The 22,681-nt window shown below is 64.3% G+C and carries 18 protein-coding genes; 11 read left to right on the top strand and 7 right to left on the bottom strand.

Features of this window, described 5'->3' with window-relative positions:
- Nucleotides 1-33: 33 nt before the first annotated feature.
- From AC1DKY_RS20855 to AC1DKY_RS20845, 3 genes are all read left to right on the top strand, one after another.
- Entirely contained in the window at nt 34-780 is a 747-nt protein-coding gene (locus AC1DKY_RS20855) for a hypothetical protein (RefSeq protein ID WP_441605618.1), read from the top strand.
- A 140-nt stretch (nt 781-920) separates the two neighbouring features.
- The gene (locus AC1DKY_RS20850; protein WP_441605624.1) at nt 921-1,826 is read left to right on the top strand and encodes a glycosyltransferase family 2 protein; all 906 of its coding nucleotides are present in this window, start codon (nt 921-923) and stop codon (nt 1,824-1,826) included.
- The gene (locus tag AC1DKY_RS20845; protein ID WP_441605617.1) at nt 1,823-2,722 is read left to right on the top strand and encodes a DMT family transporter; all 900 of its coding nucleotides are present in this window, start codon (nt 1,823-1,825) and stop codon (nt 2,720-2,722) included. The genes AC1DKY_RS20850 and AC1DKY_RS20845 overlap by 4 nt, the downstream gene beginning before the upstream one ends.
- Before the next feature lie 108 nt (nt 2,723-2,830).
- Here AC1DKY_RS20845 and AC1DKY_RS20840 read toward each other — a convergent pair whose 3' ends face one another.
- From AC1DKY_RS20840 to AC1DKY_RS20830, 3 genes are all read right to left on the bottom strand, one after another.
- Entirely contained in the window at nt 2,831-3,343 is a 513-nt protein-coding gene (locus tag AC1DKY_RS20840) for a DUF2127 domain-containing protein (protein WP_441605616.1), read from the bottom strand.
- Between the two features lie 140 nt (nt 3,344-3,483).
- Entirely contained in the window at nt 3,484-3,678 is a 195-nt protein-coding gene (locus AC1DKY_RS20835; protein WP_441605615.1) for a YbdD/YjiX family protein, read from the bottom strand.
- 11 nt (nt 3,679-3,689) lie between these two features.
- Complete coding sequence (locus tag AC1DKY_RS20830) at nt 3,690-5,765, bottom strand: carbon starvation CstA family protein (protein WP_441605614.1); 2,076 nt, start codon at nt 5,763-5,765, stop codon at nt 3,690-3,692.
- 208 nt (nt 5,766-5,973) lie between these two features.
- On the opposite strand from AC1DKY_RS20830, the gene def reads away from it, so the two are divergent.
- From def to AC1DKY_RS20805, 5 genes are all read left to right on the top strand, one after another.
- Nucleotides 5,974-6,513, top strand: coding sequence for a peptide deformylase (gene def / locus AC1DKY_RS20825; RefSeq protein WP_441605613.1), 540 nt, complete (start codon nt 5,974-5,976; stop codon nt 6,511-6,513).
- 1,355 nt (nt 6,514-7,868) lie between these two features.
- Entirely contained in the window at nt 7,869-9,884 is a 2,016-nt protein-coding gene (locus tag AC1DKY_RS20820; protein ID WP_441605635.1) for an OPT family oligopeptide transporter, read from the top strand.
- A 185-nt stretch (nt 9,885-10,069) separates the two neighbouring features.
- Entirely contained in the window at nt 10,070-12,634 is a 2,565-nt protein-coding gene (gene mprF / locus AC1DKY_RS20815; RefSeq protein WP_441605634.1) for a bifunctional lysylphosphatidylglycerol flippase/synthetase MprF, read from the top strand.
- Nucleotides 12,631-13,410 (top strand): AcvB/VirJ family lysyl-phosphatidylglycerol hydrolase, encoded by a 780-nt coding sequence (locus AC1DKY_RS20810; protein ID WP_441605633.1) that lies wholly within the window; start codon nt 12,631-12,633, stop codon nt 13,408-13,410. The genes mprF and AC1DKY_RS20810 overlap by 4 nt, the downstream gene beginning before the upstream one ends.
- A gap of 114 nt (nt 13,411-13,524) precedes the next feature.
- Nucleotides 13,525-14,682 (top strand): acyltransferase family protein, encoded by a 1,158-nt coding sequence (locus AC1DKY_RS20805; RefSeq protein ID WP_441605632.1) that lies wholly within the window; start codon nt 13,525-13,527, stop codon nt 14,680-14,682.
- Nucleotides 14,683-14,776: 94 nt separating this feature from the next.
- Here AC1DKY_RS20805 and pyrF read toward each other — a convergent pair whose 3' ends face one another.
- The gene (pyrF, locus tag AC1DKY_RS20800) at nt 14,777-15,589 is read right to left on the bottom strand and encodes an orotidine-5'-phosphate decarboxylase (protein WP_441605631.1); all 813 of its coding nucleotides are present in this window, start codon (nt 15,587-15,589) and stop codon (nt 14,777-14,779) included.
- Between the two features lie 174 nt (nt 15,590-15,763).
- Complete coding sequence (ettA, locus tag AC1DKY_RS20795) at nt 15,764-17,425, bottom strand: energy-dependent translational throttle protein EttA (RefSeq protein ID WP_441605630.1); 1,662 nt, start codon at nt 17,423-17,425, stop codon at nt 15,764-15,766.
- 178 nt (nt 17,426-17,603) lie between these two features.
- Between ettA and AC1DKY_RS20790 the strand changes: the two genes are divergently transcribed.
- Nucleotides 17,604-18,593, top strand: a complete 990-nt coding sequence (locus AC1DKY_RS20790) for a DUF817 domain-containing protein (RefSeq protein ID WP_441605636.1) — start codon at nt 17,604-17,606, stop codon at nt 18,591-18,593.
- Here the strand turns inward: AC1DKY_RS20790 and AC1DKY_RS20785 are convergent.
- Both AC1DKY_RS20785 and AC1DKY_RS20780 read right to left on the bottom strand, forming a co-directional pair.
- A complete protein-coding gene (locus tag AC1DKY_RS20785; protein WP_441605629.1) occupies nt 18,537-19,142 on the bottom strand; it encodes a TetR/AcrR family transcriptional regulator in 606 nt (201 codons plus the stop codon). The two genes, AC1DKY_RS20790 and AC1DKY_RS20785, sit on opposite strands and share 57 nt — an antisense overlap.
- Before the next feature lie 3 nt (nt 19,143-19,145).
- Nucleotides 19,146-20,234, bottom strand: a complete 1,089-nt coding sequence (locus AC1DKY_RS20780; protein ID WP_441605628.1) for an alpha/beta hydrolase family protein — start codon at nt 20,232-20,234, stop codon at nt 19,146-19,148.
- A 143-nt stretch (nt 20,235-20,377) separates the two neighbouring features.
- Between AC1DKY_RS20780 and glyA the strand changes: the two genes are divergently transcribed.
- Nucleotides 20,378-21,631 carry a serine hydroxymethyltransferase gene (gene glyA / locus AC1DKY_RS20775; protein ID WP_441605627.1) on the top strand — a complete coding sequence of 418 codons (1,254 nt, stop codon included), beginning with the start codon at nt 20,378-20,380 and terminating at the stop codon, nt 21,629-21,631.
- A 92-nt stretch (nt 21,632-21,723) separates the two neighbouring features.
- On the top strand, nt 21,724-22,242 hold the full coding sequence (gene nrdR, locus AC1DKY_RS20770) for a transcriptional regulator NrdR (protein ID WP_441605626.1): 519 nt from the start codon (nt 21,724-21,726) through the stop codon (nt 22,240-22,242).
- Nucleotides 22,243-22,681: the final 439 nt, after the last annotated feature.

The raw sequence follows: 22,681 nt of genomic DNA, 5'->3' as shown, positions 1-22,681 counted from the left end.
GTTCCCACGCTAGGCCTGTGTCGAGGGTCTAGCGTGGCTGCCGTCGCGCGCTGGTTATCGAAAGTACTTCCGGGGCTCGCCTGGTCGGGCGTGCTGGCGATGTTGCCCTGGTGGCTGGGATTGCCGCTGCTGTTGTTGTCTGCGCTGGGTGCGGTGTGGTTCGACCGGCGCGTCGCGCGCTACGCCGAGCTCTGCCGACGTGCCTTGCGCTGGGGTTTGCCCGGTTTGTTGTTCGCCGTGCAGCGCGCCCTGGGCGGTGACCTGCTGGCTTGGGGCGCGGCCTTGCTGGGCGCCCTGGTCGGCTTCTCGCTGGTGGTGTTAATGGAGTCGCTGCTCGACCATCGCGTGCAAGGCACGCCGGCGGCTAAGGCATCGCCGGAGTGGAGCGAGCTGGCGATGGCGCCGGTCGGTCCGCCCGCGCACATCATCGAACTGACCCGGGCTCACTGGCAGGTCGCGACTGCTGAATTCGTCGACGCGACTGGCGCCGCGCGCTTCGAGGCGATCGACGATGGGCGAGGGCGTTACGTGTTCGCCCAGGGCCAGGTGATCGACAAGGCGAGCCCGCGCTACTGCAGTAGTCCTGGCGGCCGCTGGTTTGTGGCCAATCTGCCGGGCGGCCGCGGCGAGATACTGTGGGACCGGCAAAGCCGGCACATGCATCGGCTGAGCGGGTGGCAACTGAGCGGCTGGGACGGCGAGCAGCCTTGGCTGGCCGCGGGCAGCGATGCGGCGCCGACTCCCCTGCATGAAGTGCTGGGGCAGCTGCCGCGACCGTAGTCAAGGCGTTTCATCGGACGGCCCGTCTCGACATACACTTCACAGTTCTCCCCGGGTAGACGCGCCCACAGCGGCCTGCGTGAACCCTTGGAACACTTTCAGTCACTCAATCTAGCCCCGGACAACGCATACTTGTGACTGTGACTACCGACGCACCTTCTTCCTTGTCCTCCGTGTTGCCGGTCAGTGTGATCGTGGTGGCCGCCGACAGTGGTCCCAGCCTGCGCGACTGCGTGCGGCGCGTGCTGGCGTGCGAGCTGCCGCTGGAATTGGTGCTGGTGGACAACGCCTCCTCCGACGGCATTCCGCAGGCGATTGCGCGCGCGCACGAGAGCGATACGCGGCTGCGCGTGGTCTACAACCATGCCAACCTGGGTTTCGGCCCGGCGGTGAACCGCGGCGCAGCGCAGTCGCACGGCAAGTCGCTGCTGGTGCTCAATCCCGATTGCCTGATCGACAACGAGACGCTGCAGCGTCTGCTCGACCTGCTGGCCTCGCATCCGCGTGCGGGCGTGATCGGCGCGGTGGTGTGCGATGAAAACGGTACGCCCGATCCGGCGTCTTATCGTCGCGATCCGTTGCTGCGTCGCGCGTTGAATACGCTGTTCCATCGCGCGGGCGAAGGCATCAATATCGAAGGCCCCATGCCGGACAGCCTGGTCGAGGCCGAGGCGGTGTCGGGCGCGTTGATGCTGATGCCGCGGCGCGTGTTCAACTATCTCGCCGGTTTCGACGAAGCCTATTTCCTGCATTGCGAAGACCTGGACCTGTGCCGCCGCGTGCGCGACGCCGGTTATCACGTGATGCTGGCGGGCGATGTGCACGTGCTGCACGGCAAGGGCAGTTCGAGCCGTCATCGGCCGGTGTTCGTGAGCAGGCACAAGCATCGCGGCATGTGGCGCTGGTTCCGCAAGTTCGATCCGGATTCGCGCAAGCCGTGGATCGCCGGCGTGGTGTGGCTCGGCATCTGGACGCACTTTTTGCTGCAGATTCCCGGGCAGCTGTGGCGACTGGCGCGGCGCAAGCGATCGCAGGACGCCGCGTGACGGCGCGCGCGTCGCGAACCGCGACCTGGGCCACGCTGGGTCTGGTGTCAGTCACCGCCATCTGGGGTTCCACCTTTTTCCTGATCAAGGATCTGGTGGCGCGCATGCCCGTGGCCGATTTCCTGGCCGTGCGCTTTCTCATCGCAGCCCTGGCCATGGCTGCGTTGTTTCATCGCCCGCTGCTGCGGCTGAGTCGGCGCGAGTGGTGGCAGGGCAGTGCGCTGGGTGCGATCTACGGCATTGCGCAGCTATTGCAGACCTCCGGGCTGGAACATACGTCGGCGAGCATCAGCGGCTTCGTCACCGGCATGTACGTCGTGTTCACGCCCTTGCTCGGCACGGTGCTGCTGCGCCAGCGGCTGCCGTCGGTCACCTGGATTGCCGTGCTGCTTTCCGTCGGTGGTCTTGGCCTGCTTGCGTTGCACGGTTTGAGCGTCGGTTACGGCGTGTGGCTCACGCTCGCCTCAGCGGCGTTGTATGGCCTGCACATCGTCGGACTGGGAACCTGGTCGCGTCCCGGCAGCGCATTCGCCTTGTCGACGGTGCAGATGATGGTGATTGCAGCGATCTGCCTGCTGGCTACGGTGCCTTCCGGTCCCTCGCTCCCGCCCGATCTCGGCGCCTGGGCGGCCGTCGTGTATATGGCGCTGGCGGCCGGCGCGGGCGCTATGCTGGTGCAGACCTGGGCGCAGGCCCATCTCTCGCCGACGCGCGCGGCCATCGTGATGACGCTGGAGCCGGTGTTTGCGGCGGGCTTCGCGGTCAGCTTCGGCCATGACGCGCTGACCTGGCGCATGCTCGCCGGCGGTGCGCTGGTGCTGGCGGCGATGTATCTGGTGGAGCTGGCGCCGCGCAGCAGTGCGGTGCAGGCGGAAGGGCTGCACCACGAGGTGTGAGCGCCCTCCGTTCTGTGGGAACGCACCCTGTGCGCGACTGCGGCGCCGGGACGTCATCGCTTCGTAGGTTTGTCGCGCACAGGGTGCGCTCCCACAGGTGTTGCCCTTTCAGTCTTTGCGCTTGGCCGGATGCGGCTGCAGCGCAAGGCGCACCAGATAGATCACGATGGCGATGTTGGCGATCAATGCACCCAGCTTGAGCCAGCCAAACTTGTGGATCGTCTCGTACAACTCCAGCGGAATCAGCGAGCCGGTGGCAATCACCGTGAACCATTCCGCCCAGTGCTTGCGCAGCCACAGTCCGGTGCCTTCGGTGGCGAAGATGGCGGCATAAGCGAGCGCCACCAGGCCGATCGCGACGAACTTGCTCGGTCCCAGCGATTGCAGCACCTCCACCAGGCGCCAGCGCAGGCCGTTGCTGTCGGTCAGCGACAGGTGCTCCAGCCAGTGCACCAGCTTTTCGAAGTTCTGCTCGCGGTCCAGGTGGAAGGCGAAAATCGCCACCAGGATCAGGCACACCGTCTTCACGCCCTTGTAGATGGCGATGATGCGCAGGCCGAGGCTGTGTTGGGCCTCGATCTCCGACGAAGGCTGCAGGCGGGGGTGGTGGTGTTTGGTCATCGGGAGTCTTGCAGTGGCGAGCGGCCATGATCTGGGCGGGATGATGAAGGCTAGGGTATCGGATGCCCAGCCCCGTTCAGAGACGAGAAAGGCCATGCCCGGCAGGGCACGGCCTTTGGGATGCTCGGACCGGTCTCAGCCTAGCAGCAGCGTCCGCCGGTTCCCTTGTAGCGGGCAATTTGCCGCTCCCTGAAAAACTCCTTGTAGCTGGGCACGGCGCGATCCGGGTGGTGTTCGCGCAGGTGCTTCACGTACACGTCGTAGTCGGGAACGCCACAGCAGAGGCGGGCGGTTTGCACCGCCCACTTCCCGATCGCCTGCAGGTCCATTTTCATGATGGCAGCCCTCAGCGGCTGGGCACGGTGCCCAGCGCCACGTACGGCTCTTCGTGAGCGGTGGGATGGTTGATGCTCCAGGCCCTGACGATCGCCCGGATGGTGAAGGCGAGCATGGTCAGGATCAGCAGCATGAAAATGCCGGTGAGCGCGGCGTCGACATAGTTGTTGGTCACGATGCGCTGCATTTCCTCCGCGGTCTTGGCCGGCGCCAGCAGTTTGCCGTCGGCGATGGCCTGCGCGTATTTCTGCGCCGCCGCCGTGAAGCTGATCGGACCGCTGAGCTTCTCCCAGCCTGCCGTGAGTGTGCACACGCACAGCCAGATCGCGGGAATGCCCGGCACGAGCACGTAGCGCTCGCGCTTGAGCTTCACCGTCACTACCGTGGCCAGCATCAACGCCACCGCCGCCAGCATCTGGTTGGCGATACCGAACAATGGCCATAGCGTGTTGATGCCGCCCAATGGATCGACTGCGCCTTGATACAGGAAGTAGCCCCATAGACCTACGCAGATGGCGGTAGCCAGCAGGTTGCCGGTCCACGATTCGGTGTGCTGCAGCGGCTTGTAGATGAGGCCGGCGATCTCCTGGATCATGAAGCGGCCCACGCGCGTTCCCGCATCCACGGTGGTGAGGATGAACAAGGCTTCGAACAGGATGGCGTAGTGGTACCAGAACGCCATCATGCCCTCGCCCGGAACGATGCCGTGCAGCAGCTGGGCCATGCCCACCGCCAGCGTCGGCGCTCCGCCGGCGCGGCTCAAGATGCTCGACTCGCCGATGTTCTTGGCGGTATTGAGCAACTCGTCCGGCGTCACCACGAAGCCCCACTGGCTGATCGCGGTAGCGGCCGATTGCGCGGTGGTGCCGATCAAGGCGGCCGGCGAGTTCATCGCGAAGTACACGCCCGGATGCAGCGAAGCGGCGGCAACCAGCGCCATGATGGCGACGAAGGCCTCCATCAGCATGCCGCCGTAGCCGATCATGCGCGCCTCGCCTTCATTGGCGATCAGCTTGGGCGTGGTGCCCGAGGCAATGATCGAATGCCAGCCCGACACCGCGCCGCAGGCGATGGTGATGAACAGGAACGGGAACAGGTTGCCCTGGAACACCGGGCCGGTGCCGTCGATGAACTTGGTGATGGCCGGCATCTGCAGCGTGGGCGCAGCCAGGAAGATGGCCAGCGCCAGCAGCATGATGGTGCCGATCTTGAGGAAGGTGGAGAGATAGTCGCGCGGCGCCAGCAACAGCCACACCGGCAACACCGAGGCGCAGAAGCCGTAGGCGATCAGCAGCCAGGCAAGCGACTTCGCATCGAAATCGAACACTGCCGACCACGTGGGCGAGGCGGCGACGTGCGCGCCGAACCAGATCGAAGTCAGCAGCAGGATCAGGCCGATGATCGACACTTCGAGAATCTTGCCCGGCCGCAGCCAGCGCAGATAGACGCCCATCAGCAGCGCGATCGGAATGGTCGCTGCCACCGTAAAGGTGCCCCAGGGGCTGTGCGTCAGCGCCTTGACCACCACCAGCGCCAGCACCGCCAGCACGATCATCATCAGCACCAGCACGCCGAACATGGCCACCACGCCGGCGGTTGGCCCGAGCTCGTCGCGCAGCATATTGCCCAGCGAGCGGCCATCGCGTCGTACCGAGAGGCCCAGGATCATGAAGTCCTGCACCGCGCCGGCAAACACTACGCCGAACAGGATCCAGAGCGTGCCGGGCAGGTAACCCATCTGCGCCGCCAGCACCGGACCGACCAGCGGGCCGGCACCGGCGATCGCGGCGAAGTGGTGGCCGAACACCACCCACTTGTCGGTGGGTACATAGTCCAGGCCATCGTTGCGCAGTACGGCTGGCGTGGCCCGGCTGGGGTCCATGCGCAGCACTTTTTCATTGATGAACTTGCTGTAGAAGCGGTAGCCGATCACGAACACGGCAATGGCTGCGGCAACCAGCCAGATGGCGTTGATCGGTTCGCCCCGGCGCAGCGCGACCACCCCCAGGCACCAGGCGCCGACGATGGCGATGGCGGCCCACAGGATCTTCCCTGCGGGACTTGGTTTGACGGCGACGGTAGACATTCGCATTGGCTCCTGGGAAGTCCCCCGCAAGGTTCGTCCCGGGGGAGGCGGGGGTCAACAACATATTGCGTCGCCTCGCATTAGCCATTGGTCGAATGGGCGGAGGGGGCGTGCGCATGCGCGGGCATCCCGGCCGGCGCGTACACTGGCGGTCTGTCAGCCGCCCCCCGCGGCCTTGCTGAATCGATGAAGAGGCGAGGATTTTTCCATGATCCGCGAGATCCTGAAGATGGGCGACCCACGGCTGTTGCGGGTGGCCCCGCCGGTGCCTGACGGCATGATCGGCAGCGCGGAACTCGATGCGCTGATCGCCGATATGTTCGACACCATGCACGACGCCGGCGGCGTCGGTCTTGCTGCACCGCAAATCGGCGTGGACCTGCAATTGGTGATCTTCGGCTTCGACCAGTCCGAGCGCTATCCGGACGCCCCGGCGGTGCCGCGCACGATCCTGCTCAATCCGGTGATCACGCCGCTGTCGCAGGACATGGAGGAGGGGTGGGAAGGTTGTCTGTCGGTACCTGGCCTGCGGGGTGCGGTGAGTCGGTATTCGTTGATCCGCTATCAGGGGGTCGATCCGCACGGTGCGCAGATTGATCGCAACGCGGAAGGTTTCCATGCGCGCGTGGTGCAGCATGAGTGCGATCACTTGATCGGGCGTTTGTATCCCTCGCGGATCACGGATTTCAGCAAGTTTGGGTATACCGAGGTGTTGTTTCCGGGGATGGATCCGGGGGCGGATGAGTGAGTCCGCTTTGCTCCCGCTCCCCGTCGGGGAGAGGGTTGGGGTGAGGGGCGGGTGCTCGCGGGAACGTCTCTACGCGTCCCAGTTTAGGTAGCTTTTGCTCGTCCTGCGAAGGCGGGAAGCGCTTCTCAACAGCCGAATGGCGGGTCATCCAGAGCCTCGGAGTTTAGTTGTTGCGATACGGCGACCTTGCCCGCCTGCCGCGGGCTTCCGTGCCGCTGCCGCGGCCCGGGTCACTTTCTCTTGCTTGCCCAAGAGAAAGTAACCCACGGAGAAGGGCCCCCCGGATGACGCGCCTTCCGGGCCTTCGGCCCTCCAGGTGCGCGGTCGGGTTACGGGGTTTTTCGACAGGACATCCCTGTCCTGTCGAAAAACTGGCCGCATCCATGCGGCCCCCCTTCGGGCTTTCCTCCACCCGCCCGCCGCGTCATACGGGGACCCCGGGGGCAAGAGCCTGATCAAGAGCCCAACGCCCGGCGTTGCGGGGCCGGCCGGTCTTTTGTAGGAGCGCACTTGTGCGCGACCAACCGGAGCGATGCACCACGACGCTGCGGTCGCGCACAAGTGCGCTCCTACAAGGGATCGCGATGGCCTGTGGATGGTGGATCAATCTTGCCGGTCGGCTCTTCTGTGGGAGTGCACCCTGTGCGCGACAATCCTACGGAGCGGTACACCGCAGCGTGGCTGTCGCGCACAGGGTGCGCTCCCACAGACAAGCCCGCGTGGCAAAGGGAAGTGGGACAAGGAAAGCCGATGCGCAGCGAGGCCCCGCTTTAAGTCCTCAGCGATTCGGGCGCGTTGCGCAGCGCTTGGCAGTACCCGCTGTGTACCCTCGGAGGTTGTCCCACAACAGCGCGCCTCAAGCGCTCGGGCTTATCCCAACACGATGCTGCGGGCGTTATCAGGCCATTCTCTTTGGGTTACTTTCGACGCGAAGCTAGTCCCGTGGGATCTCTTGGGCCAGCAAGAGAAAAGTGACTCGGTCGGCGGCAGCCGATCGAAACGCCCGCCGCGTAGGCGGCACCCTGGCCGCAAGGTGACAATCAGAAGCCAAGGATCTGGATGGTCAGCCGTGCGACGGTTGAAAAGCGCCTCAGGCCAACGCCGGGACCGGCAAAAGGGAAATCCCGGCCTCCGCCGGGACGACGAGCAAGCAGATGCGGCTCCGGGGCAAGCCCCGCCCCATCCAAACCTGCCCCAAACGAGGAAGGCAGGCCCCAAACCCCGTCAACCCGTTGCGATTCCAAGCAAATCCGGCAACCCTACGCGCTGACCCGCCTTCCGGCGGGCTGTCGTATTCATGCTATGCCGCCCCAGGGTGGCCAACAGGGGACCAATGACATGACGGGACGACTTTCGTGAGCGGCAATCTTTCTCAGACCGAAAATCGCAAAGAGCTGACCGTTCGCGGTCTCATCCTGGGCGTGATCATCACGGTGGTGTTCACTGCCGCCAACGTCTTCTTTGGCCTCAAGGCCGGCCTTACCTTCGCCACATCGATTCCCGCGGCGGTGATTTCCATGGCCCTGCTGCGCGGGTTCAAGGATTCCACCATCCAGGAAAACAACATCGTGCAGACCATCGCGTCGGCGGCGGGCACGTTGTCTTCGATCATCTTCGTGCTCCCGGGCATGATCATGATCGGCTGGTGGACCGGCTTCCCGTTCTGGACCTCGTTTGCCGTGTGCGCCTTGGGCGGCATCCTGGGCGTGATGTATTCGATCCCGCTGCGCCGCGCGCTGGTGACGACCTCCGACCTGCCGTACCCGGAAGGCCTGGCCTGCGCCGAGGTGTTGAAGGTCGGCAGTGGCGACGATGCCGATGCAGGCAGTGTGGAAGAAGGCCGTGCGGGTCTGCTTGCCGTGCTATGGGGCTCCATCGTTTCCGCCGTGTTTGCGGTGATCGTGGCCACCCAGGTGTTCGCCAGCGACTTCGTGCGCTACTTCCGCGTGGGCGACAAGGGTTCGGTCAGCGGCTTCGACTTCAATCTTTCCTTCGCGTTGTTCGCCATTGGCCACCTGGTGGGCCTGTCGGTGGGTATCGCCATGCTGATTGGCGCGATCATTGGCTGGGGCTGGGGCGTGCCGCATTACTCGCTGCTGGGCGACATGAGTGCGTCGGTGGCGGATCTGGCCAATGGCACCTGGAGCCACAAGGTTCGTTTCGTCGGTGCGGGCGCGATCGGCGTGTCGGCCATCTGGACACTCGCCAAGCTGGTGAAGCCGGTGATCAGCGGCCTGACTTCGGCCATGGCTGCCTCCAAAGTGCGCAAGGCCGGCAAGGCCGACTCGCTGCCGCGCACCGAGCGCGACATCCCGATTGGCATCGTGGGCCTGATCACGCTGGCCTGCTTCGTGCCGATCGCCTGGTTGCTCGGTTACTTCGGTGAGATCAGCGGCCTGGGTGCCCATGTCGGCGTGCTCGCCATCGGCGGCGTGGCCTTCGTGGTGCTGATGGGTTTCTTTGTCTCCACCGTGTGCGGCTACATGGCCGGCCTGATCGGTTCGTCCAATAGCCCGCTGTCGGGCGTGGGCATCCTGGTGGTGATCGCAGCCGCCTTGCTGCTGGTGGCGTTCGTGAAGCCGTACGTCGGCCCGGAAGAAGGCAAGGCGCTGGTGGCGTTTGCGCTGTTCATTACCGCGGTGGTGTTCACCGTGGCGGCCATCGCCAACAACAACCTGCAGGATCTCAAGACGGGTCAGCTGGTGGACGCCACGCCGTGGCGTCAGCAGGTGGCGCTGGTGATCGGTGTGATCGCGGGCGCAGCGGTGATCCCGCCGGTGCTCGACCTGCTCAACAAGGCCTATGGATTTGTCGGTGTGGCGGGCGTGGGTGCGCATGCGCTGCCGGCGCCGCAGGCCGGCCTTATTTCGGCGCTGGCGAACGGCGTGATCACCGGCAATATCGACTGGAGCCTGATCATCACCGGCATCTGGATCGGCGTGGCGATCATCATCGTCGACGAGATCCTGGCGCGGACCACCAAGCACATGCGCATACCGCCGCTGGCGGTGGGTCTGGGCATCTATCTGCCGACGGTCAGCACGCTGATGGTGGTGGTCGGTTCGGTGGTCGGCTGGTATTTCGATCGTCGTGCCGATCGTTCGAAGAAGCCTGAAACCACCAAACAGCTTGGCGTGCTGCTGGCCTCCGGCTTGATCGTGGGCGAGAGCATTATTGGCGTCCTGATCGCAGCGATCGTGGCATTCGCGGACCGCCTGGGTTTCAGCAACCTGCAAGCGCCCTTGGCACTCGTGGGACCTGAGTTTGCCGACAAGGCCCAGTGGATCGGCGGCATCGCCTTCGCGGTGATCGTGCTGGTGCTGTACCGCTGGATTGCCCGCATGGCCAACGGACTGGGCGCCAAGTCCTGACCTCACACGGTCGCGACCTGCCTGAAGCGGGCGCGACCGAATGTCATGCCTGCATGCCACGATCGAACAGAAGAGCACGTTGACCGGCTATCCTAGACGGTCGCGAATATCTTGCGCGATGGTCATGTGGAGGCGGTAAACGCGTGGTGGAGCAGACAGGGGCCCAAGCCCCGATTTCCGGTGAAATGCTTGCACGCCCTGGCCTGATGGCCAGGTTACGCAGGCTTGCCGGTCCGCTGCTTTCGGTGGCCATGCTGTGCCTGGCGCTATGGGCGCTGCACCGCCTGGCCAGCGAGGTGAGCTACCGCGAGGTGGCACGCTACGTTCACGGACTGGAGAACTACCGCGTCGCCCTGGCCGTGCTGCTCACTGCCGGCAGTTACGGCGTGATGATTCTCTACGACTGGTTCGGCCTCAAATACATCGGCAAGCGTTTGCCGGGTCCGCAGGTCAGCCTGATCTCCTTCATCAGCTACGCCTTCAGCAATGCGCTGGGCATGGCCTTGTTGATCTCCGGTTCCATCCGCTACCGCTTCTACATCCAGGCCGGACTTTCCACGGCCGAAGTGGCGAAGGTGGTGGTCTACACCACGCTGAGTTTCTGGCTGGGCCTGAGCGCGCTCACCGGCGTCACCTTGCTGCTGGTGCCGATTCCGCCGTCCTTGCCGCTGGCCAGCTGGCGCATTCCGGTGGCCGCGGTGCTCACCCTGATCCCGCTACTGTGGATCGTGGGCAATCGCCTGCTTGGACGTCCATTGCGTATTTGGCGATGGCGCCTGAGTTTGCCGAACACCCTGGTCGCCACGCGGCAGGTGTTGGTCGGCGCGGTGGATTGGGGTTTGGCCGCCTATGTGCTTTATCTGCTGATGCCCAATCAGGTGGACACGGGTTTCGGGCATTTCCTTGCGATCTTCGTGCTGGCGCAGATCGCCGGCTTGATCAGTCATGTGCCCGGTGGCCTGGGCGTGTTCGAGGCGGTGATGCTGGCCGGCTTCGGCGCCGAAGGAAACCAGGGCCTGGAAGCACCCATCCTCGGCGCGCTGGCGGCCTATCGCCTTATCTATTATTTCCTGCCGCTGTTCGCGGCGACCGTGGTGGTGCTGTGGCGCGAAGCGCGCGGGCTGCGCCAGAAGACGCAGCTGGCGCCGTGGTTCACCGGTTTGCTGCCGCCGTTCTTCGCGGGCCTGACGCTGGTGTCGGGCGCGGTGCTGCTCTTCTCGGGTGCCACCTCGGCGCTGCCCACGCGCATGGCCATCCTGCGCGACGTGCTGCCGCTGGCCGTGCTGGAAGTGTCCCACTTCCTTTCCAGCGTGGTCGGCATGATGTTGCTGATTCTTGCGCGCGGTCTGCAGCGACGCCTCGATGCAGCCTATGTGCTCACACTGATCCTGCTGGTGCTGGGCGCGGTGCTGTCGCTGCTCAAGGGCATCGATTACGAAGAAGCCACGCTGTTGTCGGTGCTGGCGCTCGCGCTGGCGCCGGCGCACAAGTTGTTCTATCGCCGCGCGTCGATGTTCAGCGCGAGCTTCTCGTGGGGCTGGATCATCGCCATCGTGGCGGTGCTCGGCTGTGCGGGCTGGCTGGTCGGCTTCAGCTACAAGCACGTGGAATACAGCAACAACCTGTGGTGGGAATTCAGCTTCTATCACGGCGGTGCGCCGCGTGCGCTGCGCGCATTGGTGGGCGCGACCACCGCTGGCCTGTTGTTTGCGCTGGCCAACCTGATCCGCCCCGTGCGGCCGGACCTGCACCTGCCAAGCGAAGAAGACCTGCAGCGTGCGCTGCCGCTGATCAAGAACTACAACTCCGCCCAGGCGCATCTCGCCCTGATGGCGGACAAGACCCTGCTGTTCGATGCCGACAACCGCGCCTTCATCATGTACGACGTGGAAGGCCGCAGCTGGGTGGCCATGGGCGATCCCGTCGGCGAGGACGAAGAAGCGCGCCGCGAACTGGTGTGGACCTTCCGCGACCAGTGCGAACGCGCCGGCGGCTGGCCGCTGTTCTACCAGGTGCGCCAGGACGATCTGGACCTGTACCTGGAAGTGGGCATGAACTTCCTCAAGATCGGCGAAGAGGCCCGCGTGGAACTGGCGGGTTTCAACCTCGACGGCAAGTCCAAGAAGGTGCTGCGCAACACCATCAACAAGCTCACCCGCGAAGGCATGCGCATGGAGATCGTGCCGGCCGACGCGGTGGCGGCGTTGATCCCGCAGCTGAAAAAAATTTCCGATGCGTGGATGCGCGACAAGGGCGTGCGCGAGAAGGGCTTCTCGCTGGGCACCTTCGACGCGCGCTATCTCGAACGCACGCCGATGGCGCTGGTGTGGCAGGGCGAGGAGCTGGTGGCCTTTGCGAACCTGTTCCTCACCGACAACAAGGAAGAGGCCTCGCTGGACCTGATGCGCCATCTGCCCGACGGCACGGCCGGCATCATGGATTTCCTGTTCATCAGCCTGATGCAGTGGTCCAAACAGGAAGGCTACCGCTGGTTCAACCTCGGCATGGCGCCATTTTCCGGCCTGCAGAATCGCCGCAGCGCGCCGCTGTGGAGCCGCCTGGGTGCGATGCTGTTTGGTCGCGGCGAGCGCTTCTACAACTTCCGCGGCCTGCACAAGTACAAAGACAAATTCGATCCCGTGTGGGAGCCTCGTTATCTTGCGGTGCCCAATGGCATCGCCCTCCCGCTGGTGTTCGCCAATGTGGCAAGCCTCATTTCGGGTGGACTGTCAGGCATGGTGCGCCGTTGAAACGACTCTGGAAGTGGTTCGCTCTCGTTGTGTTGATTGCCGCCGGCGTCGGCCTGTGGGCCTGGCAGCCCTGGCATCACGCCAGCATGCAGGAGTCGCTGGTGCAGGTGCCCGCGCAGGCCGGCGTGACGCCGCTGGCCGGGCGCGAGGACGTGGTGGCGATTTTCTATTCCGGCGATGGCGGCTGGCGCGATCTGGACCAGTCGCTGGGCAAGATCATCGCCTCGCACGGCATCCCGGTGCAGGGCGTAAGTCTGCTGCAGTACTACTGGCGCAATCGTCCGGCGAAGGAGTCGGCCATCGATCTGGATGCCTTGATCGCGCAGGCGGTGTCGCAACCGGGCAAGAAGCGCGTATGGCTGATTGGTTTCTCTTTCGGCGCCGACGTGCTGCCTTCCGTGATCGATCAGTTGAGCCCTGAGGGCCGCGCGCGCATCGCCCAGGTGGTACTGCTGTCACCCAGTCACGATGTCAATTTCGAAATCGAAATGGAAGGCTATATGAAGGAGGGATGGTGGAAGACGCACACCCAGGACTTCTTCCAGTGGCTCAATCCCGTGCAGCATTACGATGCCCTGCCGCCGCTTGAAGCATTGAATGATCACCCGCCGGTGGTCTGCTACTACGGGGTCAAGGATAAGGACGACGCGCTTTGCGCCGATCCGAAATTGCCGACGTGGATCAAGGTCTACGAAAAGACCGGCGATCATCATTTCGATTACAACTATGAAGGCCTGGCGCAGCAGATGATTCACGATCTGCCGGCGGCACAGTAAGCGTCTGCCACCTTGTGGGAGCGCACCCTGTGCGCGACGGGTTGGCGAAGCGAAGGCGCTGCCGCGCCTTGTTCGCGCACAGGGTGCGCTCCTACAAGTAAGGGTACGGGGTTGATGGACGCGATGGCTGACCCGCAGACTCAGCGCAACACCGGCATCGACCTGCTGCGCGGCTTCTCCATCATGCTGGTGGTGCTGCACCACATCGGCCTGCGCATTCCGCTGCGCAAGACGGCCCTGCTCGACGTGTTGCCGAAGAAGCTGCTGACGGCGCTCAACTTCAACGGCTACGAGGCGGTTTTCATCTTCTTCGTGATCTCAGGCTTTCTCATCACCAGCAATGCGCTGCATCGCAGTGGTTCGCTGGCCAGCATCGACTTGCGTGCGTTCTACGCACGGCGTTTTTCGCGAATCGTGCCCTGCCTGGTGTTGCTGGTAGTCGTGCTCAGCGTGCTGCATCTGGCCGGCGCGCCGGATTACGTGATCGATCGGGAAGGGCAGTCGCTGCCGCGCGCCATCGTGGCGGCACTGGGTTTCCATCTGAATTGGTACGAGGGGATGACCGGCTACCTGCCAGGCAATTGGGATGTGCTGTGGTCGCTGTCGATCGAGGAAGTGTTCTATCTCGGCTTCCCCATCGTCTGCCTGCTGACGCGGCGCACCTGGGTGTTGGTGCCGATGCTGATCGCATTGGCGGTGTCGCTGCCATGGACGCACGCCGCATTGGCTGACAATGAGATCTGGCAGGAGAAGGCTTATCTGCCCGGCATGGCGGCAATTGCCACCGGTGTGCTCGGCGCGCTGATCGTGCAACGTTGGCGCAGCCTGCCGCGCGCTGCGGTCTGGATGCTGGCCGTCGTGGGCGTCCTGGGTCTGTACCTGGTGATGTTCGAGGGCAAGCTGCTGTGGCAGACGATGCGCGATGGCTACATGCTCGTGCTTACCACCTCCGCGCTGTGCCTGGTGTTGGCCAGTGCTTGGTCACGTCGTGCGGCGTGGCGCGGCTTAGGCTGGCTGCGTTCGTGGGGCCGTCTGAGCTATGAGATCTATCTCACGCACATGTTCGTGGTGTACGGCGTGGTGAGGATCTACAAGGCGATGGGCTCGGATATCGCCCACGGCTATCTCTGGTATCTGCCAGCCCTGCCGCTGTGCTGGTTGTTGGGCAAGGGCGTGGAGCGTTGGGTGTCGACGCCCGCCGAGCGGTGGTTGCGTGAGCGGATGTTGCGTGAGGGTGGAGCGTCAGCCGTAGTGCAAGGCGTCACCTTGTAGGAGCGCACTTGTGCGTGACCATCGTGCGGCAACGTAACATCGTGGCGCTGCGGTCGCGCACAAGTGCGCTCCTACAAAAAAACTGGGGCGACGATCAGCGGAAACGATTGATGGTGTCGCGCAAATCCAGCGCAGCAGTACGCGCAGCCTGCGCGAAATCCTCGTCATTGCCCGCGTAGAGAATTGCACGCGAGGAGCTGATCATCAGCCCGGTGCCGTCGGCGCTGCGGCCATGCTTGAGCACGGCTTCCACATCACCGCCTTGCGCACCGATACCCGGCACCAACAGCGGCATGTCGCCCACGATGCTACGCACCTTGCCCAGTTCTTCCGGCCAGGTGGCGCCGGTGACCAGCGCGCAGTTGCCGTTGGCGTTCCAGTCGCGTGCAATGGTTTCAGCCACGCGCAGATAGAGCGGCTGACCGCCGCAGTCGAGCGCCTGGAAATCCGCGCCGCCGGGATTGGATGTGCGGCACAGCAGGATCACGCCCTTGTCGGCACGTTCGAGAAACGGCTGGGCGGAATCGCGGCCCATATAGGGATTGAGCGTCACGGCATCGGCGCGGTAGCGATCGAACGCCTCGGCGGCATAGTGCTGCGCGGTGCTGCCGATGTCGCCGCGCTTGGCGTCGAGGATCACCGGCACGCCGGGATGCTTGTCGTGGATGTGCGCGATCAGGCGTTCCAGCGCGTCTTCGGCACGCAGCGCGGCGAAGTGCGCGATCTGCGGCTTGTACGTGCAGACCAGGTCAGCCGTGGCATCGACAATGTCGCGGCAGAATTCGAACACCGCGTCCGGGCGACCCTTGAGGTGCGCGGGAAATTTCGCGGGCTCGGGATCGAGGCCGACGCATACGAGGGAGTCATGGGCAGCCCATGCCTGTTGCAGGGATTGCATGAAGTGCATCGTGTTCTCCTCGTCGCTGCCTTTCACTCCCTCTCCCCTCCGGGGAGAGGGTTGGGGTGAGGGGACAATCTTGCGTTGTCGCTGATTTGAAATCTTGTTCTTTTGAGGATCGGGGCCAGCCGTGGCCCCTCACCCCAGCCCTCTCCCCGGAGGGGAGAGGGAGCAGGAGCTCGCTTACGCCAGCTTCTTGTACTTCACGCGATGCGGGCCGGCGGCTTCGTCGCCGAGGCGGCGTTTCTTGTCGGCTTCGTACTCGTTGTAGTTGCCGGGGAAGAACTCCACGTGCGAATCGCCTTCGAACGCGATGATGTGCGTGGCGATGCGATCGAGGAACCAGCGGTCATGCGAGATCACCATCGCGCAGCCCGGGAATTCCAGCATCGCGTCTTCCAGTGCGCGCAGCGTTTCGACGTCCAGATCGTTCGACGGTTCGTCGAGCAGCAGCACGTTGCCGCCCTGCATCAGGGTCTTGGCCAGGTGCAGGCGACCACGCTCACCGCCGGACAGGCTGCCGACCATCTTCTGCTGGTCGGTGCCCTTGAAGTTGAAGCGGCCGATATAGGCGCGCGACTGCAGCTCGTAACGGCCGATGGTGATGATGTCGGCGCCGTCGGAAACTTCCTGCCACACGTTCTTGTTCGGATCGAGGCTGTCGCGCGACTGGTCCACATAGGCCAGCTGCACGGTGTGGCCGAGCTTCACTTCGCCGCTATCAGGCGTTTCCTGGCCGGTGATCAGCTTGAACAGGGTCGACTTGCCGGCGCCGTTCGGGCCGATCACGCCGACGATGGCGCCCGGCGGAATCTTCATCGACAAGTCGTCGATCAGCAGGCGGTCGCCGAAGGACTTGGACACGTTCTTGAACTCGATCACTTCCTGGCCCAGGCGCTCGCCCGGCGGGATGTAGAGCTCGTTGGTTTCGTTGCGCTTCTGGTACTCGACCGAGTTCAGTTCTTCGAAACGGTTGATACGCGCCTTGCCCTTGGACTGACGGCCCTTGGCGGCCGAGCGCACCCACTCCAGCTCGCGTGCGAGAGCCTTCTGGCGCCCCTTTTCGGCGGCTTCTTCGCGGGCCAGACGCTCGCTCTTCTGTTCCAGCCAGTCGGTGTAGTTGCCCTTCCACGGGATGCCGCGGCCGCGATCGAGTTCGAGAATCCACTCGGCGGCGTGCTCGAGGAAGTAGCGATCATGGGTGACCGCCACGACGGTGCCCGGGTAGTTCTGCAGGAACTGCTCCAGCCAATCCACCGACTCGGCGTCCAGGTGGTTGGTGGGCTCGTCGAGCAGCAGCATGTCCGGCTTGGACAGCAGCAGGCGGCACAGCGCCACGCGGCGCTTTTCACCACCGGACAGCGGCCCGATCTTGGCATCCCACGGCGGCAGGCGCAGCGCGTCGGCGGCCACTTCGAGCTGGCGCTCCAGGGCGTGCGCATCGTTCACGGCCAGGATGTTTTCCAGCTCCTGCTGTTCCTTGGCCAGCTTGTCGAAATCCGCGCCTTCTTCGGCATAGGCGGCATAGACCTCGTCGAGGCGCTTCTGCGCATCGAGGATCACCGACACGCCTTCCTCGACCGCTTCACGCACGGTCTTCTCCGGATCGAGCTGCGGCTCCTGCGCCAGATAGCCGACCTTGATACCCGGCTGCGGGCGAGCCTCGCCCTGGAAGTCCGTGTCCACGCCGGCCATGATCTTCAGCACCGTCGACTTGCCCGCGCCGTTCAAGCCCAGCAGGCCAATCTTGGCGCCGGGGAAGAAGCTGAGCGAGATGTCCTTGATGATCTGGCGCTTCGGGGGAACGATCTTGCTGACCCCGTTCATGGTGTAGATGTATTGCATGGAACCTCCGGCGACGTGCACCCAGCCGGCCGAGAGGGCAGGCAGTGCGATCAGAGTGGGTGTAAACCACTCATTATAGCGGCTTGTGGGGTCGCGCCGGTGACTGCTGCCCGACCCCCGCGACCGTTCTGCCCGCGTCTTGCCCGATCCCGCCCCGGTCGTCGCCCAGGCCTTGGCCATGCTGGGGTTTTCCCGGATCAGGCCTATGGACAGGACAGCCACGCGGGCACCACAGCACTTGCTGCGCGGCGCCACCTCACTGGACGAGGGCGCCGCCCGTTGGGCCCGGGTGCGGGGGCCCTGGGCCGTGGTCGTGCACGAATTGGTCTGCTTCGGCGTCAAGCAGGCCAGGGCATGCCTGTTCGGCGGATGCATGCTGGCCCTGTTGTTGGCGACATGGGCCTGGTATCCCGTCGATGCGCCGCTGGCCCGCTACGACTTCCTTGTGCTGGCGGCGCTGGCCCTGCAGGTGCTGCTGATCGCCATGGGACTGGAGACGCGGGACGAGGCCAGGGTGATCCTCTGTTTCCATCTGGTCGGCACCGCCATGGAGGTGTTCAAGACCGCCATGGGCTCGTGGGTCTATCCCGAAGCTTCGCTGCTGCGCATCGGCGGCGTGCCCTTGTTTACGGGATTCATGTATGGCGCCGTGGGTAGCTATATCGCCCGCGCGTGGCGGCTGTTCGAGTTCCGCTTCATCCGCCATCCCCCGTTCGCGGCCACGGCGTGGCTCGCGCTGGCGATCTACGTGAATTTCTTCACGCATCATTTCCTGCCTGACGTCCGCTGGCTGCTGTTTGCGGTGTTGGCAGTCTTGTTCGGCCGCACCTGGATTTTGTTCCGCGTGCGCCGCGCGTATCGCAGGATGCCCCTGCTTTTCGGCTTCGTGCTGGTGGCGCTGTTTATCTGGTTCGCGGAAAACCTGGGGACATTCGCATCGGCGTGGCGTTATCCGGCGCAGCGCCATGGTTGGGAGATGGTGCCGCTCGACAAACTTGGCGCATGGCTGCTGCTGATGGTGATCAGCTATGTGCTGGTGTCCGCCGTGGCCCGACGAACGCGTGGGCAGCGCTCCGTCGGATGTCGCGCACAGGGTGCGCTCCCACAGAAGTCAGCGCACCGGCCGGGCGGCGTCGAAGATCGCGCTGACAGTACGCGTATGCAGTGAGGCGGCGTCGTAGCCCGGGGGCAGCATGCCGGCGATTTCCAGCATGACTGCGCCATGCAGGGAGGCCCAGATCTGGTGGCCGATGATGGGGGCGTCGGCGTCGGCTGCGATGGTGCCTTCGGCGATCATTACGTCCACATGCGCGGCAATGGTGCCCCACATGCGCTCGTGCGCCTGGCGATAGGCGGGATCGTCCTGCCGTGTCTCCGGGTACTCGAACATCAGCCGGTAGGTGGCGGTGTTCTCGCGGGCAAAGGCGATATAGGCATCGCGCACGGCGCGGCTGCGGGTGCGGCCGTCGCCGGGCGATGCCAGTGCGCGTTCCAGGGCTTCGGAGAAACGGTTGAGGCCGCGGGTGCGCACCGCCGTGATGATTTCTTCTTTGTTATGGAAATAGCGGTAGGGGGTCATCGTGCCCACGCCCAGGTCGCCGGCCAGGCGCCGCATGGTGACGGCGGCCGGGCCTTCTTCCACGTAGATCTTCGCCGCCGCCTCGCACAGGCGTGCGCGGAAGGCTTCGGTTTCCTGCTCGCTCAGCGCCTTGGGCACGCGTCAGTCCTTGACCTTAAGCGTCTTGCGGAAGAACGCCAGCGCATCGGCATTGACCTGCTCATGCACCTTGGCGCGATCCACGCCGGCCGGATCGGTACACATCGGTGCGATCTCCTTGGCCAATTCAGCGGAGCAGGGCGGCAGGAACACCCAGTGGTCGGCGTGCGGTACTTCCTTCACTCCCGCCAGCGTCTTGATCAGCGGCTGGATGTGTTTGGCGTTGGCTTCCGGCGGCAGCACCTTGTCGTTCTGGCCGTAGTAGAGAAAAACCGGGACATGCACCTGGTCGAAGCTGTGCTCGTCGAAGATCAGGCTCATCGGCGCCATCGCAAAAGCCGCTTTCACCCGCGGATCGGCCGTGTCGCCGTACTTGCCCAGCTGGCCCTGCATGTCCTCGAGCACCTGCTCCATGGTCTTGCCCTGCTTGGCGGCGGCAGCCTTGAACTCCGTGGCGTGGCCGCAGACATCCTGGTCGTTCGGATAGCGCTGGCAGAAGCCGACGAATCGCACGAAACGCGGCTTTGCCCCGGCCAACATCAAGGCCGTGTAGCCACCCGCCGAGAAGCCGGCCACGCCGATCCGGTTGGGATCGATCAGGGGCTTCCAGCGCGGGTCATTGAGCAAGGTGGTGATGGCGGATTTCACCTGCACCGGTCGGCCGGCCAGCACTTCGATATGGCCGACCTGGCTGGTATCGCGAAAGTAGTCGCCCAAATGATTGAGCGTGGCGACCACGAAGCCGTGGCTGGCGAGGTAGGTGGCCAGATCGTGATGGCCCAGGTTGCTGCCGCCGTTGCCGTGGGAAAGGATCACCAGCGGCTTGGCGCCAGGGATGGCGGGCGCGTCAGGCGTGGCCGCGACGTCGTAGGGGCCGATCGCCGTGATGCCGTGCGTCGGCTGCGACGAGGGATAGAACACATAGCCCTCGGTCGGCTTTCCGCTGACCGGGTCGGGGATCTGGATGGCGCTGATGCCCACGCCGGTGACGTCGGACGCCAGGGCGGCCAGGGGCAAGAGCAGAAAGATCAGGGCAAACGCGGCGAGCTTGCGCAGCGGGCGTACCGAGGCGCGGGACGGCTGGATCGGCATGGCGAGGTCCGTGGGCTGGATTGCGTGCGACGTACGGTACGATGTACGCAACCGGGGCGCAAGTGACCCCAAGGTGGCCGCAATAGCACATCACGGCTACAATTTCGCGTTCTAGCCCTGCTTGCCACCCCCACGAGGTCAGGATGTTCCCGAAGCACGAGACGATCGCCGGTTACGACAACGAACTGGCCCAGGCTATGGCCGACGAAGCCCGCCGTCAGGAGGACCACGTCGAGCTGATCGCTTCGGAGAACTACGCCAGCCCCCGCGTGATGGAAGCCCAGGGCAGCGTGCTCACCAACAAGTACGCCGAGGGTTACCCGGGCAAGCGCTACTACGGCGGCTGCGAATTCGTGGACGTGGCCGAACGCCTCGCCATCGATCGCCTCAAGCAGCTGTTCGGCGCCAACTACGCCAATGTGCAGCCGCATTCGGGTTCGCAGGCCAACCAGGCCGTGTACCTCGCGCTGCTCAATCCGGGCGACACCATTCTCGGCATGTCGCTCGCACACGGTGGCCATCTCACCCACGGCGCCAAGGTCAACGTCTCGGGCAAGCTGTTCCACGCCGTGCAGTACGGCGTGAACGAGCAGGGCCTGGTCGATTACGACGAAGTCGAGCGCCTCGCCGTCGAGCACAAGCCCAAGATGATCGTGGCCGGTTTCAGCGCCTACTCGCAGGTGATGGATTGGGCACGCTTCCGCGCGATCGCCGACAAGGTGGGTGCGTATCTGTTCGTGGACATGGCGCACGTCGCCGGTCTCGTCGCCGCAGGCGTATATCCCAATCCGCTGCCGCATGCGCACGTGGTCACCTCCACTACGCACAAGACGCTGCGCGGTCCGCGCGGCGGCATCATCGTGGCCAAGGACGCCGGCGAAGAGATCGAGAAGAAGCTGCAGTCGATCGTGTTCCCGGGCATCCAGGGCGGTCCGCTGATGCACGTGATCGCCGCCAAGGCGGTGGCTTTCAAGGAAGCGCTGGAGCCGGAATTCAAGGCCTACCAGACCCAGGTGGTGAAGAACGCCAAGGCGATGGCCAAGACCTTCATCGAGCGCGGCTACAAGATCGTTTCCGGCGGCACCGAGAACCATCTGATGCTGGTCGATCTGATTGGTCGCGACGTGACCGGCAAGGACGCGGAAGAAGCGCTGGGCAAGGCACACATCACCGTCAACAAGAACGCCGTGCCGAACGATCCCCGCAAGCCGTTCGTCACCTCGGGCCTGCGCGTGGGCACGCCTGCCGTCACCACCCGCGGTTATCTGGAAGCGGACGTGGTCGAACTCACGCAGTGGATTTGCGACGTGCTTGACGCACCCAACGATGACGCCGTCATCGCCAAGGTGCGCGACAAGGTCACGGCGCAGTGCCACAAGTTCCCTGTCTACGGCTGAGCCGTCACGAAGGATGAGGGCCGATAAGAAACGAGAAGTGAGCAGGGGCGCCTTTTCTCGTTTCTTCCTCCCTTCCAGGAATCGATGAACCTATGCATTGCCCTTACTGCCAGCACGAAGACACTCGCGTGATCGACTCGCGCCTCGCCGAAGACGGTGCCACCGTGCGCCGTCGACGCGAGTGTCCCAAGTGCAGTGAACGCTTCAATACCTTCGAAACCGCCGAGCTCAAGCTGCCTTCCATCGTGAAGAGCGGCGAGCGCCGTGAACCGTTCGACGAACACAAGCTGCGCGTGAGCTTTGAACGCGCCCTGCAGAAGCGTCCGGTGCCCACCGATTCGGTGGACACTGCCGTGCGCGAAATCATCAACGACCTGCGCCGCTGCGGCGAACGTGAAGTGCCTTCGCGGCAGGTGGGGGAGTTGGTGATGCGTGAGCTGAAGAAACTCGATCAAGTGGCGTATGTGCGCTTCGCTTCGGTGTATCGGAAGTTTGAGGACGTGCAGGCGTTTCGCGAGGAGATCGAGAAGCTGGAGCGGGATTTGCCGGAGTTGGAGGCGTTGCAGTTGTCGTTGTTGGGGGAGCAGGTGGCGCGCAGGAAGAAGTCCTGAGGGGATTCTTTTTGGATGCGTGATGCTTCTAGGCTTTCGCTCCTTGCTCCTTGCTCCTTGCTCCTTGCCTCTAACTCCTAACTCCTAGCTCCTAGCTCCTAGCTCCTAGCTCCTAGCTCTTGAGCTCTTCGGTCCCCGCTCCCTCTCTGAGCTCGTCATCCCGGCGCCGGCCCGATGCGCTCTTTAACAGCCAAATGGCTGGTCATCCAGAGCCTCGGTTTTTGGTTTTAGCGACACGGCGACCTGGCTCGCCTGCCGCGGGCTTCCGACCTCCTGCCGGAGGCCGGGTTACTTTTCTTTGCTTGCCCAAAGAAAAGTAACCAAAAGAAAGGGCCCCCCGGATGACGCGCCTTCCGGGCCTTTGGCCCTCCAGGTGCGCGTGCGGGTTGCGGGGTTTTTCGACAGGACATCCGTGTCCTGTCGAAAAACTGGCCGCATC

It is taken from the genome of Dyella sp. 01N448 (assembly GCF_056399225.1).
Note: the sequence above shows the minus strand (reverse complement) of the source record. Positions and strands in the feature narration are given on the sequence as shown.

Excerpts from the sequence above, each read along its gene's own strand:
- AC1DKY_RS20840 (WP_441605616.1), bottom strand. The coding sequence starts at position 3,343 with ATGACCAAACACCACCACCCCCGCCTGCAGCCTTCGTCGGAGATCGAG.
- AC1DKY_RS20835 (WP_441605615.1), bottom strand. The coding sequence starts at position 3,678 with ATGAAAATGGACCTGCAGGCGATCGGGAAGTGGGCGGTGCAAACCGCC.
- AC1DKY_RS20830 (WP_441605614.1), bottom strand. The coding sequence starts at position 5,765 with ATGTCTACCGTCGCCGTCAAACCAAGTCCCGCAGGGAAGATCCTGTGG.
- def (WP_441605613.1), top strand. The coding sequence starts at position 5,974 with ATGATCCGCGAGATCCTGAAGATGGGCGACCCACGGCTGTTGCGGGTG.
- mprF (WP_441605634.1), top strand. The coding sequence starts at position 10,070 with ATGCTTGCACGCCCTGGCCTGATGGCCAGGTTACGCAGGCTTGCCGGT.
- AC1DKY_RS20805 (WP_441605632.1), top strand. The coding sequence starts at position 13,525 with ATGGACGCGATGGCTGACCCGCAGACTCAGCGCAACACCGGCATCGAC.
- pyrF (WP_441605631.1), bottom strand. The coding sequence starts at position 15,589 with ATGCACTTCATGCAATCCCTGCAACAGGCATGGGCTGCCCATGACTCC.
- ettA (WP_441605630.1), bottom strand. The coding sequence starts at position 17,425 with ATGCAATACATCTACACCATGAACGGGGTCAGCAAGATCGTTCCCCCG.
- AC1DKY_RS20790 (WP_441605636.1), top strand. The coding sequence starts at position 17,604 with ATGCTGGGGTTTTCCCGGATCAGGCCTATGGACAGGACAGCCACGCGG.
- AC1DKY_RS20780 (WP_441605628.1), bottom strand. The coding sequence starts at position 20,234 with ATGCCGATCCAGCCGTCCCGCGCCTCGGTACGCCCGCTGCGCAAGCTC.
- glyA (WP_441605627.1), top strand. The coding sequence starts at position 20,378 with ATGTTCCCGAAGCACGAGACGATCGCCGGTTACGACAACGAACTGGCC.
- nrdR (WP_441605626.1), top strand. The coding sequence starts at position 21,724 with ATGCATTGCCCTTACTGCCAGCACGAAGACACTCGCGTGATCGACTCG.